The sequence below is a fragment of the Pilosibacter rotomagensis genome (assembly GCF_045062245.2).
In the GTDB taxonomy this organism is placed as follows: domain Bacteria; phylum Bacillota; class Clostridia; order Lachnospirales; family Lachnospiraceae; genus Pilosibacter.
In genome coordinates this window covers 1,168,535-1,186,964 of the sequence record NZ_CM170323.1, presented here as the reverse complement: position 1 = coordinate 1,186,964, position 18,430 = coordinate 1,168,535, and the positions used below count along the sequence as shown (strand labels likewise).

The following is an 18,430-nucleotide window of genomic DNA, read 5'->3' as shown; positions in this document are numbered from 1 at the left end:
GGCCTACGGCAGATCTTTATCAAACTTGAGGGGATTTTCCCTGCTCTCACGATCTTCGATCTTCCGGCGGAGCGCCAGCATTTTAAGGTCTGTCTGTGCGATCACCTCTGCACACTCTTTCAGTTCATCGCTGATCTCACTCGCATCTTCCACATCCTTCTTATACTTCATCTGATGATCCAGACTTGCCCAGAAGTCCATCGCGATCGTCCGGATCTGGACCTCCACGCGCATGTTTTCCCTCCGGTCGGAGAAGAATACCGGAACTTCGATGATCATATGGTAGCTGCGGTATCCGTTGACCTTCGGGCAGCGGATATAGTCTTTTACCATGAGAACGTTGATATCATCCTGTCGCGCCAGCATCTCGGCGACGGTATAGATATCATCCACAAACGAACAGATCACGCGGATCCCCGCCACATCGTAGAGATTTTCCCGCACCGACTCTACGGAGATCGGGAATCCTCTTCTGTGGAGTTTTTCGATGATGCTCTCCGGCTTTTTCACTCGGGATTTGATCATCTGGATCGGGTTTCTCTGATTCCGAACTGCGAGATCGTCGTTCAATACTTCCAATTTCGTCTTCACTTCCCGGATCGCGCATGCGTAGCGCATATTTAACTCCCGGAACTGACGTGCCTCATTTAAAAAGCTCTCCGGGATATCGATCGCTCCCGGCGCGTTGACAGCCGACTGGTACAGTTCACCATTTGGGTTCATACTGATGTTCATTGGTAATTTCCTGCACTTTCCTTCAATATTATGCTCGCCACCCATTTCTGCACAGGTGGTTTCTTTTCATGATCATTCCTATTATACCGGAAAATATGCCATATTACAACGAAAGATTTCCGAACTTTTTATGAAGTTTCCACAACCCTGTTCACCCTATATTCTTTACAACGCCCGCGTTTCATGCTATGATACCACAAAGGGAACAAGCCCTGCCCTTGTGCCGCAACCACTTGAATTCAGGAGGAAATCATTATGAAAACACTTGGATATTACAATGGGAAATTCGGTCCTCTCGAGGAGATGACCGTGCCGATGAATGACCGTGCCTGCTACTTCGGGGACGGTGTATATGAAGCAACACTTGCAAGAAACGGAAAGATCTTCGCCTTAAAAGAACATCTCGACCGCTTTTTCAACAGTGCGGGCCTTCTCAGGATCGAGATTCCTTATACACGGGAAGAACTGACCGCGATCCTCTATGACATGCTCGCGAAGATGGACGACAGCGATATCTTCATCTACTGGCAGATGACCCGCGGAACCGGCATCCGCCAGCACCAGTTCCCGGAAAAAGGCACAAAGCCGAATCTCTGGATCTTTATGAAACCGGGAAAACCGGCAGATTCCAGCAAACGCCTGAAGCTCACCGATGTTGAGGATACCCGTTTCCTTCACTGCAACATCAAGACCTTAAACCTCCTTGTGAACGTTATGGCTGCTGAGAAAGCCGAGTCCATGGGATGCGGGGAATGCGTCTTCCACCGCGGCGATGTTGTCACCGAGTGCGCCCACAGCAATGTCTCCATCATCAAAGACGGGATCTTCAAGACTCACCCGACCGACCACTACATCCTCCCGGGCATCACAAGAATGCATATCATCCAGATCTGCAAAGACAACGGGATCCCGGTCGATGAGACACCGTTCACAATGGCGGACCTCATGGATGCCGATGAGATCATCGTCTCCAGCTCCACAAAATTCTGTTCTCCGGCTTGCGAGATGAACGGAACTCCGATCGGCGGAAAAGCTCCGGAACTCGTAAAGCTGATTCAGGAAAAATACATGGAGAAATTTGAGAACGAGACGGCAAACTAGGTCAGAGTTCCTGATTTCCCACTGCACGATCGCAAAAACGAATCCTGATACCAAAAAGGTCAGAATGGACGCCTTTCCATTCTGACCTTTTTTATGGATTCATGGCAGTTCAGACCTTCTTTACTCGACCCCGTTCTTCTCGCAGAACTCCGCCAGGCAGCACCTGTCACAGTACGGCTTTGTTCGCGCAGTGCAGACAGCCCGTCCATGTTCCACGAGGCGGTGGCAGAAATCATTTCCTTCCTCCGGCGGAATGATCTTCCAGAGCGCCATCTCAACTTTTTTCGGGTCCTTGATCCCGTCCACGAGACCAATCCTGTTTGTCAGGCGGATGCAGTGGGTATCGGTGACGATCGCCGGTTTTCCGAAGACATCACCCATGATGAGGTTCGCGCTCTTTCTTCCGACGCCCGGGAGTTTTAAGAGTGCGTCAAAGTCATCCGGCACATTTCCATGATACTGTTCCCAGAGGATCTTCATGCAGGCGCTGATATCGCGCGCCTTGCTCTTCCCGAGTCCGCAGGGACGGACGATCTCCTCGATCTCGTTCACATCCGCTTCCGCCAGCGATTTCACATCCGGGAATTTTTTATAGAGATCCTGAACGACCACATTGACTCTCGCATCCGTGCACTGGGCCGCCAGGCGCACGCTGACCAAAAGTTTCCAAGCTTCGTTGTAATCCAGCGTGCAGTCCGCATCCGGATACTCTTTTTTTAATGCCGCGATCACCTTCGCAGCAAGTTCTTTTTTCTCTTCCAGTGTTTTTTCCATATGTATTTTCTCCTGTCCTCCGGTTCTGCTGTACGAGCCGCTTTCCGGTATTCGGCTGCAGCTTCACGCCTTTTTGGCCGGTCACTTTCTCCCGTTTAACTGATCCAGCACATCCTGGACCGTCATATACTCCACATGTTCCGGCATCTCGATTGCAGCGCCGAAACGGTCGTCTACTTCCGATATAAAATATACAATCAGAAAGGAATCGAGACCAAGATCTCCGATCAGAAACGCATCCTTTTTGATCGGCGTATCGACATACGCTTCCAGGATTTCTCCGAGAATTTCCAGTTCCTGCTCTTCCTTCCGTTCGATTTTCATCTTTGCATCCTCATGAAGGTTCATTGATCCACCTCGTTATTTTTTACATGAGCCGCCGATCGTTTCCCGCACCAGGCAGGATCTGACCGCCGCCCCGATCACATTTCGTTCCTTTTAGTATAACGCTGAAATCCCGGGTTTACAATCTCTTTTCTCTTCTCCTGTATGAACAGGATTTCATTGGTTTGATCCATCGTTTTTCCGCTATATAGAATGTGTTTCGCAATAAGAAATCCCATTCTTATTCCTACCCGGGGAGGTTCTTTTTTCTGTTGAAATTCCTTCCCAAAACCTGAATATTTTGGAAAAAGGTATGGACGAAACTTCATTTTTGTGAGAAAATGGAACGGGTATGATGTGATTTTTTTAACGAGCATTAAAAACCATATATTGAAAGGAGTCTCAACATGATTTATTCACATGAAGTAGAACAGATGTGCACGGTTGCGCAGGGCGTAAACCATGGCGCAGCTCCGATCCCGGAGGAAGCGAAATGGGTACAGTCCAAGGAAATCAAAGATATTTCCGGTCTGACACACGGTATTGGCTGGTGCGCTCCGCAGCAGGGTGCCTGTAAGCTGACCCTGAATGTAAAGGAAGGTATCATTCAGGAGGCTCTTGTGGAAACCATCGGATGTTCCGGTATGACTCACTCCGCAGCTATGGCAGCAGAGATCCTTCCGGGCAGAACAATTCTTGAAGCATTAAACACAGACCTTGTCTGTGATGCGATCAATACAGCAATGAGAGAGCTCTTCCTCCAGATCGTTTACGGAAGAACCCAGAGTGCATTCTCCGAGGAAGGTCTTCCGATCGGCGCTGGTCTTGAGGATCTCGGTAAAGGTCTTCGTTCCCAGGTTGGTACGATGTACGGTACTTTAAAGAAAGGTCCGCGTTACCTCGAGATGGCAGAAGGTTATGTTACCGGTATCGCTCTTGACGCTGATGACCAGATCATCGGCTACCAGTTTGTAAACCTCGGCAAGATGACCGACTTCATCAAAAAAGGCGACGATCCGACAACTGCTTACGAAAAAGCAAAAGGTCAGTACGGCCGCGTAGCAGATGCAGTGAAGATCATTGACCCGCGTCAGGAATGATTGGAAGGAGAAGAAAACAATGGCATTATTTGAATCCTATGAGAGAAGAATTGACAAGATCAATTCCGTTTTAAACAGCTATGGCATCGCATCCATTGAAGAAGCTGAGAAGATCACAAAGGATGCAGGCCTTAACGTATATGACCAGGTAAAGAAGATCCAGCCGATCTGTTTCGAGAACGCATGCTGGGCTTACACAGTAGGCGCTGCGATCGCGATCAAGAAGAACTGCCGCCGTGCCGCAGACGCTGCTGCTGCGATCGGTGAAGGTCTTCAGGCTTTCTGTATCCCGGGTTCCGTTGCTGACCAGAGAAAAGTTGGTCTCGGACACGGCAACCTCGGAAAAATGCTCCTGGAAGAGGACACAGACTGCTTCTGCTTCCTCGCAGGTCACGAGTCCTTCGCAGCCGCTGAGGGCGCGATCGGTATCGCTGAGAAAGCAAACAAAGTTCGTAAAAAACCGCTCCGTGTTATCTTAAACGGTCTCGGAAAAGACGCTGCACAGATCATCTCCCGTATCAACGGCTTTACTTATGTTGAGACAAAGATGAACTACTACACAGGCGAAGTTGAGGAAGTTTTCCGCAAATGCTACTCCACAGATCCGGAGAGCCCGCGTGCAAAAGTAAACTGCTACGGCGCTAACGACGTAACAGAGGGCGTTGCGATCATGTGGAAAGAGGGCGTAGACGTTTCCATCACCGGTAACTCCACCAACCCGACCCGTTTCCAGCATCCGGTTGCAGGTACATACAAGAAGGAATGCGTAGAGAAAGGCAAGAAGTACTTCTCCGTAGCATCCGGCGGCGGCACAGGCCGTACTCTTCACCCGGATAACATGGCAGCAGGTCCGGCTTCCTACGGTATGACAGATACCATGGGACGTATGCACTCCGACGCACAGTTCGCAGGTTCCTCCTCCGTTCCGGCTCACGTTGAGATGATGGGTCTGATCGGTATGGGCAACAACCCGATGGTCGGCGCTACCGTTGCTGTTGCTGTTTCCGTACAGCAGGCTGCTGATGAAGGTAAATTCTAAAAAAATCAGGCGCTTCCTTGCGAAGCATCATACGAAAAACCCGGGGATCATAATTCCCCGGGCTTTTCTATTTATGCGAACAACGAACCAAAGTCCGCGCTTGCACGAGACCTTGGCGACTGTCGCGATAACAAGGGAAAAACTGCGAATCGTGTTTTCACTTGTTGACATCATCAAAAACTTCACGCTCAACCGTATCTTGCAGAATCTCCGGTTTAGAAATTTCCATCTTTTTGAAGCAGCAATTGCGCCTCGTCCGGGATTCCTTTACTGCTGCATCTGCACTTCTTCCCTCTGCTTTTCCTTCAGTTCCCTCAAAATTCCAAGAACGATCACCACGCCCAGGACAAATGTCAGCGCATCTGCGACCGGCTGGCATAACTGCAGTCCGCGGATCCCGAATGCAGACGGAAGGATGAAGAGCGCCGGGATCAGGAAAAGTCCCTGGCGGCCGGACGCGACAAGTGATGCGCGGAACCCGTATCCGATCGTCTGGGTCATCATGTTGGACATGACGATCCAGGCGGACAGCGGCAGCGTGACGCACTGGAACCGCATCGCCCAGGTCCCGATCTCGATCACATCGAGGTCCTCTTTCCGGAATGCACGCATGATCTGCGGCGCACCGACAAAACTTCCGACTGCAAGAACTGCCAGAAAGACAACCGAGACCTTCACACAGAACCAGAAGGACTCCAGGACTCTGTCATACCGCTTCGCACCGAAATTGAAGCCGCAGACCGGCTGGAATCCCTGTCCGAATCCGATCATGGCGGAGCCGATGAACATCATATACCTGCTCACGATGGAGAGAGCCGCGATCGCCGCATCCCCAAATGGGTTTGCCGCAAGGTTCAGCGCAGCAGTCGCAATGCTCGCGATCCCCTGACGGCAGAGGGACGGGATCCCGCCGTGAAGGATCTCACCGTAGAGGGATAAAGAAAGCGTGATTTTTCCCGGTTTCAGGTGCACACAGTCCTTTCTCAAAAGACTCTGGAAAAACAGGATCCCGAAACTGATGCACTGGCTGAGTGCAGTCGCAAGTGCGGCGCCGGAGATCCCGAGATCCAGTCCGAAGATAAAGATCGGGTCCAGGATCATATTTAAGATGCCTCCGGTCGTGATCCCGATCATCGCGTAGACAGCCAGTCCCTGGAAACGGAGCAGGTTATTCATTGCCAGCGACCCTGTCATGACCGGGGCCGCGATCAGGATATGCTTTGCATAATCCTTTGCGTAAGGAGCGATCGTGTCCGTAGCTCCTAAAAGTCTCACGAGCACATCAAGATTCGGCAGACACACGACCGCGAACAGGAGCCCGATCAGGATCGCGGAATAAAAGCCGGTGGAAGCGATCCGCTCTGCTTTTTCCTCATCCCTGCTTCCGAGGACCCGCGATAGATAGTTTCCGCTTCCCATTCCGAGCGTAAATCCAAGTGCCTGGATCATGGACATCAACGAATAACTCACGCCGACGGCCGCCGATGCACTCGTGCCGATCCGGCTCACGAAAAATGTATCCGCCATGTTGTAGATGGAAGTCACCAGCATACTGATGATCGTCGGGATCGCCAGGCTCGGGATCAGCCGGGAGATCGGGGTTTCCGTCATTTTTATGTAGCGTTGTTCCTGGGTCATGGGGCTCTTCATGTTCTTTTTCCTCCGTTTCGTATATTAACTCTGCAAAAGGTGCGGCTGTCCCATCCTGCCGCCCCGGGGCCAGATAGTATAAAGAGCCGCCTGCGGAAGAATCCCCTTCCAACGGCAGCTCTTTCTGTCATGATGACTCAAGCAGGTGCCTTTCGGAACGCATCTGCGCTCCGTCAGGCACAACTCTTTTTATTCAGCTTTCTTACCGCTCAGATACTCGTGGATTCCGCGCGCTCCTGCTTTTCCTGCCTCCATGGCAAGAATAACGGTAGCAGCACCTGTCACAGCATCTCCGCCTGCAAATACGCCCTCACGGGAAGTCTTTCCGTTCGACTCATCCGCAACGATGCATTTATGTTTGTTGATCTCAAGTCCGCCTGTTGTGGAGGAGATCAGCGGGTTCGGGGAAGTACCGAGCGCCATGATGACCGTATCAACATCGATCGTATAATCGGAACCTTCGATCTCGACCGGACGGCGTCTTCCGGATGCATCCGGCTCGCCAAGTTCCATCTTTCTTACGACCATGCCTTTTACCCAGCCCTTTTCATCGGTCAGGATCTCAGTCGGGTTCGTTAAGAGATTGAAGATGATCCCCTCTTCTTTTGCATGGTGAACTTCCTCTGCTCTTGCCGGAAGCTCTGCCTCACTTCTTCTGTATACGATATGAACCTCTGCACCGAGACGGAGAGCCGTTCTCGCTGCGTCCATCGCTACGTTTCCACCGCCGACAACAGCAACTTTCTTACCAGCAGCGATCGGTGTGTCATAATCGTCGCGGAACGCCTTCATAAGGTTGCTTCTTGTCAGGTACTCGTTTGCGGAGAATACGCCGTTTGCGTTCTCGCCCGGGATTCCCATAAATCTCGGAAGACCGGCACCGGAACCGATGAAGACTGCCTTGTAGCCCTCTTCGTCCATCAACTCGTCAACGGTTACAGACTTGCCGATAATTACGTTTGTCTCGATGTCAACGCCGAGTTTCTTCACGTTCTCGATCTCCGGCTGTACAACGCCCTGTTTCGGAAGACGGAACTCCGGAATTCCGTATGTTAAAACTCCGCCCGGCTCGTGAAGTGCCTCGAAGATCGTTACTTCATAGCCAAGTTTCGCGAGATCGCCTGCACAGGTAAGTCCGGACGGGCCGGAACCGATGACAGCGACCTTGATGCCGTTTGTCTTCTCCGGCTTTTCCGGAACGATCCCGTTCTCTCTGGACCAGTCGGCAACAAAACGCTCAAGTTTACCGATGGAAACAGCCTCGCCCTTGATGCCGCGGACGCACTGGCCTTCACACTGGCTCTCCTGCGGGCACACACGGCCGCAGACAGCCGGGAGTGCGGAAGATTTTCCGATCACCTTTGCAGCCTCAGCATAGTTTCCTTCTTTTACTTCTTTTACAAATGCCGGAATATCGATCTTGACCGGGCATCCCTGAACGCATCTCGCGTTTTTGCAGTTTAAGCATCTGGACGCCTCAGCGACAGCCTCTTCCTCATTATATCCGTAACAGACCTCCTCAAAGTTCGTTGCGCGAACCTTCGGCTCCTGTTCTCTTACCGGGACTTTCTTCATTCCATCCATGTCATTTCCTCCATATCACCGATCAATCGTTGCCGCAGTTTCCGCATCCGCCGTGGTGGGTTTCGCCCTCACGGAGTTTTAAAAGGGCACGGCCTTCTTCTGTCTTGTACATCTGCTGGCGTTTCATTGCCTCATCAAAGTTTACGGCATGTCCGTCAAATTCCGGTCCGTCAACACAGGCAAATTTTACCTTTCCGTCAACCGTCACACGGCATGCACCGCACATTCCGGTTCCGTCTACCATGATCGGGTTTAAGCTTACGACTGTCGGGATCTCAAGCTCCTTTGTCAGGAGACATACGAATTTCATCATGATCATCGGTCCGATCGCAACACAGACGTCATATTTCTTTCCCTGCTCATTTACGAGTTCTTTGATGACCTCGGTAACCATTCCTTTATGTCCGTAGGAACCGTCATCGGTCGTCACATAGAGGTTTCCGGCAACCGCCTTCATCTCGTCCTCGAGGATCAGGAGATCTTTTGTCTTGGATCCCATGATGACGTCAGCGTCGATCCCATGTTCTTTTAACCATTTTACCTGCGGATATACCGGAGCTGTTCCGACACCGCCCGCAACGAACAGATATTTTTTCTTCTTTAATTCTTCGATGTCTTCTTTTACGAAATCAGACGGGTTTCCGAGCGGTCCGACAACATCACGGAAGGAATCTCCGACCTGTAATGTGGACATACGCTCTGTGGACGCACCGACTGTCTGGAATACGATCGTGATCGTCTCCTTCTCGCGGTCATAATCGCAGATCGTAAGCGGAATACGCTCGCCTTTCTCATCGATCTTTACGATCACAAACTCACCAGGTTTGCAGTTTGCGGAAATTCTCGGAGCTTTTACGACCATCAGATAGATCTTATCCGCAAGCTTTTTTGCCTCTAAAATAGGATACATATCCCATACCTCCTGTTTTCTCAAACATGTTCCGCCGAAAAGACTTTTCCGGCAGCTGAAATCAGATTGCAACACAGAACTTTTCAGATCATTCTCCCGCCCTCCATCGGAGCTGGGTCTGCAAAGTCACTGACACACACTGAGTTCAGTGTAACATTTTTTAGTCAGATACGCAACATCGATTCTTCCGGTTTTGCGTTTTTTCTGCATTTCTGTATCACTTTTACGCGTCACAGCAAAGAATCTGTTTTTTCTCCCAGTGCCAGAGCCTTCTTTCCCGTGCGCTCATACCGCCGGAATTCATAGCAAAGGTCGAAATACGTCTGCTCATCGCTGTCCGCCGTCACTTCCCAGTCCGGATCTTTGTCGAGATCCGGGAACCATGTATCCGCCATGTACTCGTAGTCGATCCATGTGATGTGGGCCGTGTCGCAGTACGGCAGGAACGCCCTGTAGATCTCCGCGCCGCCGATAATGTAGATATTCTCCGACGCAAACTGTTTTAAATATTCCATGGCTGAAGAGAGATCATGAAAGATCTCACACCCCTTTGCCCTGTAAGACTCGTCTCTCGTGAGAACGACATTGACTCTCCCCGCTAACGGCTGCCCGCCCGGAAGACTTTCCAGCGTCTTTCTTCCCATGACGATCACTTTTCCTTTTGTCTCCTCACGGAAAAGCTTCTGGTCATCCGGGATCGTCACCAGAAGTTTCCCCCTGTTTCCGATCGCCCAGTGTTTATCCACCGCCGCAATGATATTCATGGCTGTTTCCTCCTTTATATTGATGGCAAAGCCACTCTTCTTTCTTTTTTCCCTATTATAGCGAAAAGACGCCTGAATCGCAAGCTGTCATATCCGCATTCCCGATCTGCCCAGAAGAACAGCCCAAAAAGCATGTGATCCTCCTAATTTTCATCTTGTATCCTCCCACAAAACCCGTTATAATAGGGAAAGCATCCGGCGCAGGACAGGCGGTTGGAAAATCCTTCCGCTGCTTTCTCTTCCGCCAGACTTTTTTATGAAGGAGAACACCCATTATGATAAAATTTGAACGCACAAGCGTCATGAATTTCGAGAACGCCATGCGCGGCGCAAGAAACCCGATGAACAGCTGGGCACGCATGGACAGCAGCTACGATGAGGATGGAAATTTCGTCTTCGGCCCGAATGACATCGATCTTGCGAAACGTCTCCGCATGGCCGGAAGCGACCACCGCAAATTCATCCGCCAGATCTTCGTCTCCGTGGACATTACAGCTCCGCTCTACTGGTGGAAGGAATATGATACCTACAAAGTGGCGACCGTCGCAAACTCCACGAGTACCATGCACAAGATCCATTCCAAACCGTTCGACATCGACGATTTCAGCCACGACCATATGACTCCGGACACTCTCGCCTACATGCAGACCGTTGTGGACCGCCTTGAGCAGATCCGCCTGAAATACATGAACGAGGGCAAGAACAAAGAGGACTGGTACGATATGATCCAGCTCCTCCCGTCCAGCTACAACCAGATGCGCACCTGCACGATGAACTATGAGACTCTCGTGAACATCTATCACGCGAGAAAGAATCATAAGCTCACCGAGTGGCACACCTTCTGCGACTGGATCGCATCTCTCCCGTATGCGAAAGAGCTGATCATCGCGGAATAAATAAGTTTGCATAAAAAGACTGCCCGGCGCTTTTTTCGTTACAGTACACGGTCACTCCATGCCCGCGTACTGTAACAGGATTTTGCCGATGCTTCGCATTCCAAATCGGCAAAATCCGCGACCACAACGGTATCTTACGGAATTTTCAGTTCAGAAAATTCCTACCCGTGAAAAGTAACCTTTTTTCAACAACATCGGGCAGTCTTTTTTATGCAGCCTTCCTTTTCAGTCAGCTCCGGCAGCCTTCCGCAACTGCCTTCTCTACTGCCCGATCGGTACGTTTATCTCCTTCTGGATCGTCAGGGAATAGATGACCGCTTCCTTCACTCTTTTTCCTGTGATCTGGGAGAGCGCCCGGGCATAATACTGAAGCTGGACCTGATAATGGTCCAGAAGAGTCTGTTCTTCCCCTTCCTTCACTCTGTCGGTTTTATAGTCTACGATCACAAGTCCGTCCCTCTCCTCAAACCATGCATCGATGATTCCCTGAATCAGAACGAGTTCATTCGAATCCGCCGCTTTCATCTCCCGGGCCGGAATTCCAAGGATAAACTGGCTCTCTTTTCTCAGTTTTCCCTGCCTGTCTGCCATCTTCATCCGGCCGGCGATCCCGGACCGGAAAAACTTCGCGATCATGCCGGGTGACACCAGGCGGACCGCATCCGGCTGCATTCTCTTTTCAGAGAGAACCCGGTCAAATTCTTTTTTCACATCCTCATACCCGGAAATATCCGAAAAATGGATCAGTTCCAGCATCCGGTGGCAGGCGGTACCGCGGTCTGTTGCCTGTTTCTGACGTGCCCTCTTCTCAGCGGCAGACAGACGTTCTTCCGCTTCCGGAGATTTCTCCGGCTCTCCCTCTGGCCCCCGTTCCGTTTCTTCCGCCGGATCTTCCCGCTCCGAACGGACCAGGAACGCGCTTTCCGCATCATCCGTGAACTGTCCCTGCATCTTCAGTTCCGAGACGGACATCTTCGCATGCAGGGAAAGATCTGTCTCAAACGGATACGGTTTCCGAATCAGTTCCGGAATTTTTTCCGGCTTTTCCCCGCGGAGTTGTTCCAGTTCCAGGTAAAGTTTTGCCTTCTCTTCCTGATTTTTTTCTTCCTCCACAAGGAGATCCTTCATCGGGACATTTTTCACATCGATCGTTCTTTTTGCGCCCCCGGCTGCCATCAAGATCCAGTCCAGATAGGAGGACGCCGCGCTCAGCACGGTAAACGGCAGTGCTCCCACTGATCCGGTCATTCCCCATTTTTCGATCTTGTTCTCCAGGTACTTGTCCCCCGCCGTGATGATGAGCTTTTCTTTTGCACGCGTCATCGCGACATAGAGGATTCTCAGCTCCTCCCCCATGTTTTCGAGGTTGGAGCGCCTTGCGAGCACATTTTTCTTTAAAGTAGGCGCCTTGACTTTCTTCACCGGATCCAGAAAATCTGCCGCGATCCCGAGCTCTTCGTCGATCAGGATCCGCCCTCTTGCATCCTGGCGGTTAAATTTTTTTCCGCATCCGGCGAGGAATACGACCGGGAACTCCAGTCCTTTACTTTTGTGGATGCTCATGATCCGCACCGCATCATCATGTTCCCCGGACCGGGATGCCTCTCCGAAATCCGTGTTGTATTTCTTCAGTTTTTCGATATAGCGGATAAAGTCAAACAGCCCCTGATAGCTTGTTTTCTCATAATCTTCCGCCTTCTGTACCAGCATGGCAAGGTTTGCCTGCCGAGTCTTCCCGGCCGGCATGGCAGCCGCATATTTGTCGTATCCTGTCCGATCAAAGATACGGCCGATCAGTCTGGAGACCGGAAGATACAGGGATTCTCTCCGAAGCTCCGCAAGCAGATCCATAAAGGTCTGCAGCTTCCGGAAGATTGTCTCTTCTTCGCTCTCTTCCCCGGTCCGGACCGATGCCATCGTTTCATCATGTTTCCCATGTTTTTCCAGATAGTGCTTCACTGCCCCATAGAATCCGATATCTTCCCCGCGGTCCGGATCCCGCTTAAAGTCCGCCATCACAATGGCAAGCTCCCGGTCCTTCATTCCGCCGATCGGAGATTTCAGCACTCCGGCTAACGGGATGTCCTGCATCGGATTGTCGATGAGCGCCAGCATATTTAACATCGTCTCAACTTCCACCGCTGTAAAATACCCGGTCCTGGACTCCGCATACGCCGGGATTCCTGCTGCACCGAGAACACTTAAAAATTCCTCCGACCATCCGGAAAGACTCCGCAGAAGGATCACGATATCCTTTTTCTTTAATCGTTCATACTGCCCGGTCTTTCCGTTATAGATCTGCATTCCGGATTCCGGATCAGTCAGCTCTCGGATCTTTGCAGCTATCAGTCTCGCCTCCGCTTCCCGTGCTGTGTAATCCGCTTTTTCCTCATCCATGCCGTCAAAAAGAGGATCTCCCGTATTTAAGAGCAGGACCTCCGTCTTTGCCTGGCCTTCTTTGGGCGTTTCCGGAAATTTTGCTCCCGCATACAGGGCCGCATCGTCCGTGTAGCAGATATTTCCCAACTGCTTTGTCATGATCTGATAAAACACATCATTGATGCTTTCAAGGACCTCCCGTCGGCTCCGGAAATTTTTATGGAGCTCGATCTTCTGGTACAGATCATCCTCATCCCCGTAAGATTCATATTTTTCCAGAAAAAGCTCCGGCTTCGCCAGTCGGAACTTATAGATGCTCTGCTTCACATCGCCGACCATAAAAACATTCGGTGTCCCGAACCGTTCTCTGGATACACAGCGGATCAGTGTCTCCTGGACCTCATTGCTGTCCTGATACTCATCTACGAGAATTTCTTCATAGATTCCCGAAAGTTCATCCGCCACTGCTCCCGGTCTGTGATCCGGACTGCCGCCTGTAAGGATTTCGAGTGCAAAATGTTCCAGGTCATTGAAATCCACCAGATTCTTTTCTTCTTTTGCCTCCTGGAACCTGGCGGAAAACTCTTCCGCAAGTTCCAGAAGCATCCGGATCGGTCCCCGGCAGGCATCCATGTCGGAAAACACAGAATCCACATCACCCGGAAGATAAAGGGCTTTCATCTTTTTGATGCCGTCCTTTGCGGCATTTCTGAGCGCTACCGCCCGCTCTTTCTTCTCCGGATCCACCTGTTTTCCCCTGACAGCCGCCAGACGTCCGAATTTCAGTCCGGCAATCCCATCTGCGATCTCCCGGTAAGTCTCCGCTTCTTTCAGTATTTCCATTGCCCGGATATCTTCCGCCAGCATCGGGGCATACGCCTGCGGTCCGTCCTCCTCAGCGGCAAGTTCTGCTGCCTCATAAAGACCATCCAGAAATTCCTCCGCCTGGCGTCCCACATCCCGGATCAGGAATTTCATCCAGGCCGGTTCCTTTCCGCCTTTTTCCCCGGAACTTTCCTCACTGCTCTCCGAAAGCTCGTCCCGGCAGGCGGCGATCCACTCTCCCGGCCACGGATTACTCTGTGAAAACTCCCATACTTTTAAAATATAGTCCTCGAGACCTCCGTCCGTCCGCCCTGACGCATAAGTGTCCACAAACTGCAGGAACCGCTCATCTTCTCTCCCGTAATATTCCTCCAGGAGCTCTTTCATCACATCGGCTTTTAAGAGCAGAAGTTCGCCTTCGTCCGCCACCCGGAATCCCGGATCCAGATCCAGCTCGTGGAAATGTTCCCTCAGTAGATTCAGGCAAAAGCTGTCGATCGTGGTGATCTTCGCATGGTGGATCAGCGTGCTCTGCCGTTCCAGATTTTTATTTCCCGGGTCTTCGTCGATAAGTGATCCGAGAGCCGTCTCCACACGCTCCCGCATCTCCGCGGCCGCCGCGTTGGTGAACGTCATGACGAGCAGTCTGTCAATGTCCACCGGCTGATCCGGATCTGTGATCATGCGGATGATTCTCTCAACGAGGACCGCAGTCTTTCCGCTTCCTGCGGCCGCAGAGACAAGAAGATTCTTATGCCTCGTCTCAATGACCTGTAACTGTTCATCCGTCCATGTTGTCGCCATCACATCTTCTCCTCTCCGTCCTTGCGTCTCCCCGGTTCCGGTTTTCTGTTTCCGCTTTCCTGTTCCTCTGTCTCATTTTCATCTGATTCCTCCGGATCGATCTCCTTCCAGATCTCCTCCGCCTTCATCGGGCGGAAACGGCGGAATCCATATCCGTCTGTCTTCAGATCAAATCCGCAGACACTGTGGTATGGACAATAGTCACATGCTGTCCTGTTTCCCTGTTTATACGGATTGACCGCCACATTTCCGTCCAGGATCTCACCTCCCATAGTCTTCAGCTGTCCGTTCACAAAATCTGCAAGTCTGGCAAACCGCTTTCCCCCGGCAACAGAGGACTTTACCTCCTGGACATATCCGTCCTTTAACGCAACCGGGATCACATCGGATTCCTTTTCGATGTCCCGGTCCATATGGCGGATCACATCCAGACTGCTGTTCACGAGTCCGTTCATTCTGAGCCTGCGCAGGATCCCGGCTTCGATCTCCTCGTCCGTCATCCCGTCCTCGCGGTCGATCACAGGGTCATCGATATGATAATAAAAGATCCCGGCCGGGACCGCCTGCTTCCCCGGATGCCGGTTTTCCTGCATTTTCAGCGCCGCATCCATATAGACCACGAGCTGAAGCTGCAGTCCGTGATATAAAAGCGCCAGATCAAAGGATGTGCTTCCCGATTTGTAATCCATGATCTTCACATAGACCTTATCCTCATCCTCAAACACATCCATCCGGTCGATCCTTCCCCGGAGATTCAGCGCCTCCCCATCTTTCAGCGGGATCCTCGTGCTGACATCTACCTCGAACTCTTCCGGCTCAAAATCGCCCTTCCGGATCTGGTAGATCAGTGCCCGCACGGTCCGGTCCGTGATCCTCTCCACTTTCTTTTCGAGATATGCATTTCTCGCAGAGCTTTTCATGATCGTATTCCGGTACTTTGCAGAAACCTCCTCCACCGCTTTTCTTACCAGAGTCCGCCGCTCCGCATCCGTGATCGTTCTGAAATCCTTCCCGTGATCCCGGATATTTCTGAAAAACGTATCGAGCGACTGGTGAAACAGATTTCCCATATCGGAAAGATCAAGCTCATACTCTTTTCCTGCACGCAGTCCAAGTCCGTGATTCAGGAAGTGGGAATAGGCACATGCCGCATATCCCTCCATTCTCGTGACACTTCCCCGAAGCAGCGTCCCATAGAGTTCCCGCGCAGCCGTTCTGCCGATCTCTCCTTTTTTATAAGAATAGGCGACAGCTTTTGCAAGATTTTCCATCTCGGCCTCCGTCTCTTTCTCCGAGGAGAGAAAGCGGTAAAGCACTCTCGGCTCTTCCTGCGCCGGATCCATCATTTTCTCCGGCTCCTGCAGCCAGGAAAGCACGGATTTTTTTGCTGCCGTCACGGATACATCCGGACATTTCTCCTCCCCGCTCTCATGGATCACAAGATCCGGGAATCTCTTTTTCATCTCCCCGATCATGCCGGATGGACGGATCTCTTTTCCTTCCGCCGTCACCGCCGGCCAGGAGAGGATCAGCTGGTCGGACGGCTTTGTCATCATGAGATACAGATAAAACCGCTCCATAAAGCCCTCTTCCCTGGCGGTCGGTGCAAGCTCCATGGAATTCTTTTTTAAGATCTCCCTCTCATTGTCGCTAAATAGTCCGCCCTTTGAATGGTCCGCCGGAACAATTCCCTGGCTGACTCCGAGGAAAAAGAGGACTTTGATCTTGTCGAGACGTGTTCTCTTTAAGTCTCCGCAGACCACACGGTCCGCGCCTGCAGGGATCATCCCGACAGAAAGTTCTGAAAAACCGGCGGAGAGGATCTCCGCGTACTCTCTTCTGGCCACATATTCGTCCCCCAGGAGACTTTTAAATTTCTCAAAGAGTTCCGTGACAAGACCGAAAATTTCCTCATACTCTCTCGCCTCGCGGTCCATACCGCAAGTTTTAAACTGCTCCGACAGTTTTTCCAGCTTTTCCTCCGCGCCGAGCATCTCCAGAAGCTCCGCCAGTGCATCCGTGACTGTCTTTACCGGAACTCCCCGGCCGCCGCACTGTTCCCGGAGCAGCCGCAGTGGCGCCATGATCTCCTCTTTAAAAGCATTCATTTCAAGAAGATTCAGATTTTCTCCGCCATCAAACGTCCGGTCCCAGACTGCATCCCATTTGGCAAAGCCGCGGATTCCCATCGCACGCACATAGATTTCCATCCGGTCCACTTTCTCAGTCTGATCTGTTACAAGTCCCGTTCGGAGATATCGGAACATGCTCTCGTAATCAAATCCTTTCTGCAGGATATCGAGAGCACTCTGGATCAGGCGGATCAGTGGATTTCCGGAGACATCCCGGTTCTCATCGAGGAAAAGCGGGATCCCGTTTTCCTCAAAGCTCTTGGTGATCTCACGGCTGTATCCTGGAAGATCCCCGCATACCAGAGCAATATCGCGATACCGGTATCCGTTCTTTTTTACAAGAGTCTCGATCCTGTTTGTTATAAAGTCTGCCTCGTCCTCAGGATTTTTCGCCTGCACGAGAAGGATTTCTTCCGTGCCGCCGCGGTATCTGGGATACGGATAACGGAAAAACGTCCGTTCCAGATGGTCGAGCGCAGGACTGTTCCGGAAGCGCACCAGCGGACGTTTGTAAAAGATCAGATCGCGGTAGATTTTTATGCCGTTTTCTTCCGCCAGTTTTTTCAGTTTTCCGGTCATCTTCCTGCTCATATCAAAGAGATCGGTCTCATCGGACTCCGCAGAAAGATCCAGTCCCGGCTCCATTGTCGCAGAAACCGTCACAAAGAGATCCCGGCAGATTTTTAACAGGATTCCGATCAGCCGGTACTGGATCGGGGTAAAACCTGTATACCCGTCGAGAACCATAACACTGTCCTTTAAAAGCTCCGACCGCTCCGCCACCTGACAGAGCACATCCAAAAGTTCCTCCAGAGTAATGTACTTTTCCTTTGTGAACTCCCGGAATGCCTCAAAGATCACCTCCATGTCGGAGAGCTTTGCCGAAAGGATCTGACCGACACCGTCTCCTGCCGACTGGATCTTAAGGTCTTCCGGAGTTGCCCCGTACTGGTAGAGTTCCGAGAGCATGGACTTGATCTCCCCGATAAACCCCGGGCGGTTCAGATGAGACGAAAACATGGTAAGTTCGTCCTTCTTCTCCCCCGCAAGTTTCCGCAGGATCATATTTTTTCCCGTATCGTCCAGGACCTCCGGCTGCGGAATCGACAGTTCTGAAAAAATCCGGTAAGCCAGACGTTCAAAGCTCACAACATCAATGTTCATCGTTCCATGATTCGGATGCAGTCTCACGATCTCCTTCTGGGCCTGCATCGTCGCCTGTTCAGGCGTCACCACAAAAAAACGGCCATCCGGCTCCTTCATGGACAGCTCGATGATCTTCCTATAGATATATTCTGTTTTCCCGGCTCCGGAACCGCCCATCACCATGCACAATCCCATTCTATGTCCTCCTGCTCCCTGACCGCATTTCCGCCGGTCAGGCATTATTCAATTTCAGATATGTAAACCGTA

13 protein-coding genes are annotated in these 18,430 nt (G+C 51.4%); 4 read left to right on the top strand and 9 right to left on the bottom strand.

The window, feature by feature from the left end; translation table 11 throughout:
• Positions 1 to 3: 3 nt before the first annotated feature.
• Complete coding sequence (locus ACI3EW_RS05225; protein WP_118298527.1) at positions 4 to 735, bottom strand: GTP pyrophosphokinase; 732 nt, start codon at positions 733 to 735, stop codon at positions 4 to 6.
• Between the two features lie 255 nt (positions 736 to 990).
• Here ACI3EW_RS05225 and ACI3EW_RS05220 point away from each other — a divergent pair, with 255 nt between their 5' ends.
• Positions 991 to 1,836 (top strand): D-amino acid aminotransferase, encoded by an 846-nt coding sequence (locus ACI3EW_RS05220; RefSeq protein ID WP_485663317.1) that lies wholly within the window; start codon positions 991 to 993, stop codon positions 1,834 to 1,836.
• Between the two features lie 120 nt (positions 1,837 to 1,956).
• Here the strand turns inward: ACI3EW_RS05220 and ACI3EW_RS05215 are convergent, their stop codons facing one another.
• Positions 1,957 to 2,610 carry an endonuclease III domain-containing protein gene (locus ACI3EW_RS05215; protein WP_118298529.1) on the bottom strand — a complete coding sequence of 218 codons (654 nt, stop codon included), beginning with the start codon at positions 2,608 to 2,610 and terminating at the stop codon, positions 1,957 to 1,959.
• Positions 2,611 to 2,691: 81 nt separating this feature from the next.
• Entirely contained in the window at positions 2,692 to 2,934 is a 243-nt protein-coding gene (locus ACI3EW_RS05210) for an acyl carrier protein (protein WP_182426547.1), read from the bottom strand.
• Between the two features lie 407 nt (positions 2,935 to 3,341).
• Here ACI3EW_RS05210 and ACI3EW_RS05205 point away from each other — a divergent pair, with 407 nt between their 5' ends.
• Both ACI3EW_RS05205 and ACI3EW_RS05200 read left to right on the top strand, forming a co-directional pair.
• Complete coding sequence (locus ACI3EW_RS05205; RefSeq protein ID WP_118298532.1) at positions 3,342 to 4,034, top strand: iron-sulfur cluster assembly scaffold protein; 693 nt, start codon at positions 3,342 to 3,344, stop codon at positions 4,032 to 4,034.
• A 19-nt stretch (positions 4,035 to 4,053) separates the two neighbouring features.
• Positions 4,054 to 5,073 carry a GGGtGRT protein gene (locus ACI3EW_RS05200; protein ID WP_118298533.1) on the top strand — a complete coding sequence of 340 codons (1,020 nt, stop codon included), beginning with the start codon at positions 4,054 to 4,056 and terminating at the stop codon, positions 5,071 to 5,073.
• 267 nt (positions 5,074 to 5,340) lie between these two features.
• Here the strand turns inward: ACI3EW_RS05200 and ACI3EW_RS05195 are convergent, their stop codons facing one another.
• The 4 genes from ACI3EW_RS05195 to ACI3EW_RS05180 all read right to left on the bottom strand — a co-directional run bounded on the left by ACI3EW_RS05195 (position 5,341) and on the right by ACI3EW_RS05180 (position 9,981).
• Positions 5,341 to 6,723 (bottom strand): MATE family efflux transporter, encoded by a 1,383-nt coding sequence (locus ACI3EW_RS05195; RefSeq protein WP_485663316.1) that lies wholly within the window; start codon positions 6,721 to 6,723, stop codon positions 5,341 to 5,343.
• 189 nt (positions 6,724 to 6,912) lie between these two features.
• Complete coding sequence (gltA, locus tag ACI3EW_RS05190; protein WP_142411048.1) at positions 6,913 to 8,307, bottom strand: NADPH-dependent glutamate synthase; 1,395 nt, start codon at positions 8,305 to 8,307, stop codon at positions 6,913 to 6,915.
• A 22-nt stretch (positions 8,308 to 8,329) separates the two neighbouring features.
• Entirely contained in the window at positions 8,330 to 9,217 is an 888-nt protein-coding gene (locus tag ACI3EW_RS05185; RefSeq protein ID WP_118529391.1) for a sulfide/dihydroorotate dehydrogenase-like FAD/NAD-binding protein, read from the bottom strand.
• A 230-nt stretch (positions 9,218 to 9,447) separates the two neighbouring features.
• The gene (locus ACI3EW_RS05180; protein WP_118529390.1) at positions 9,448 to 9,981 is read right to left on the bottom strand and encodes a dihydrofolate reductase; all 534 of its coding nucleotides are present in this window, start codon (positions 9,979 to 9,981) and stop codon (positions 9,448 to 9,450) included.
• Positions 9,982 to 10,256: 275 nt separating this feature from the next.
• Here ACI3EW_RS05180 and ACI3EW_RS05175 point away from each other — a divergent pair, with 275 nt between their 5' ends.
• Positions 10,257 to 10,877, top strand: a complete 621-nt coding sequence (locus tag ACI3EW_RS05175) for a hypothetical protein (protein WP_118298539.1) — start codon at positions 10,257 to 10,259, stop codon at positions 10,875 to 10,877.
• A gap of 261 nt (positions 10,878 to 11,138) precedes the next feature.
• Here ACI3EW_RS05175 and addA read toward each other — a convergent pair whose 3' ends face one another.
• A complete protein-coding gene (gene addA / locus ACI3EW_RS05170) occupies positions 11,139 to 14,885 on the bottom strand; it encodes a helicase-exonuclease AddAB subunit AddA (RefSeq protein ID WP_405580496.1) in 3,747 nt (1,248 codons plus the stop codon).
• Positions 14,885 to 18,358 (bottom strand): helicase-exonuclease AddAB subunit AddB, encoded by a 3,474-nt coding sequence (addB, locus tag ACI3EW_RS05165; protein ID WP_405580493.1) that lies wholly within the window; start codon positions 18,356 to 18,358, stop codon positions 14,885 to 14,887. Before addB ends, addA begins: the two co-directional genes overlap by 1 nt.
• Positions 18,359 to 18,430: the final 72 nt, after the last annotated feature.

What these genes read in the sequence shown, in the direction of transcription:
- ACI3EW_RS05225 (WP_118298527.1), bottom strand. Translation starts at nt 735, where the DNA reads ATGAACATCAGTATGAACCCAAATGGTGAACTGTACCAGTCGGCTGTC.
- ACI3EW_RS05220 (WP_485663317.1), top strand. Translation starts at nt 991, where the DNA reads ATGAAAACACTTGGATATTACAATGGGAAATTCGGTCCTCTCGAGGAG.
- ACI3EW_RS05215 (WP_118298529.1), bottom strand. Translation starts at nt 2,610, where the DNA reads ATGGAAAAAACACTGGAAGAGAAAAAAGAACTTGCTGCGAAGGTGATC.
- ACI3EW_RS05210 (WP_182426547.1), bottom strand. Translation starts at nt 2,934, where the DNA reads ATGAAAATCGAACGGAAGGAAGAGCAGGAACTGGAAATTCTCGGAGAA.
- ACI3EW_RS05205 (WP_118298532.1), top strand. Translation starts at nt 3,342, where the DNA reads ATGATTTATTCACATGAAGTAGAACAGATGTGCACGGTTGCGCAGGGC.
- ACI3EW_RS05200 (WP_118298533.1), top strand. Translation starts at nt 4,054, where the DNA reads ATGGCATTATTTGAATCCTATGAGAGAAGAATTGACAAGATCAATTCC.
- ACI3EW_RS05195 (WP_485663316.1), bottom strand. Translation starts at nt 6,723, where the DNA reads ATGAAGAGCCCCATGACCCAGGAACAACGCTACATAAAAATGACGGAA.
- gltA (WP_142411048.1), bottom strand. Translation starts at nt 8,307, where the DNA reads ATGGATGGAATGAAGAAAGTCCCGGTAAGAGAACAGGAGCCGAAGGTT.
- ACI3EW_RS05185 (WP_118529391.1), bottom strand. Translation starts at nt 9,217, where the DNA reads ATGTATCCTATTTTAGAGGCAAAAAAGCTTGCGGATAAGATCTATCTG.
- ACI3EW_RS05180 (WP_118529390.1), bottom strand. Translation starts at nt 9,981, where the DNA reads ATGAATATCATTGCGGCGGTGGATAAACACTGGGCGATCGGAAACAGG.
- ACI3EW_RS05175 (WP_118298539.1), top strand. Translation starts at nt 10,257, where the DNA reads ATGATAAAATTTGAACGCACAAGCGTCATGAATTTCGAGAACGCCATG.
- addA (WP_405580496.1), bottom strand. Translation starts at nt 14,885, where the DNA reads ATGGCGACAACATGGACGGATGAACAGTTACAGGTCATTGAGACGAGG.
- addB (WP_405580493.1), bottom strand. Translation starts at nt 18,358, where the DNA reads ATGGGATTGTGCATGGTGATGGGCGGTTCCGGAGCCGGGAAAACAGAA.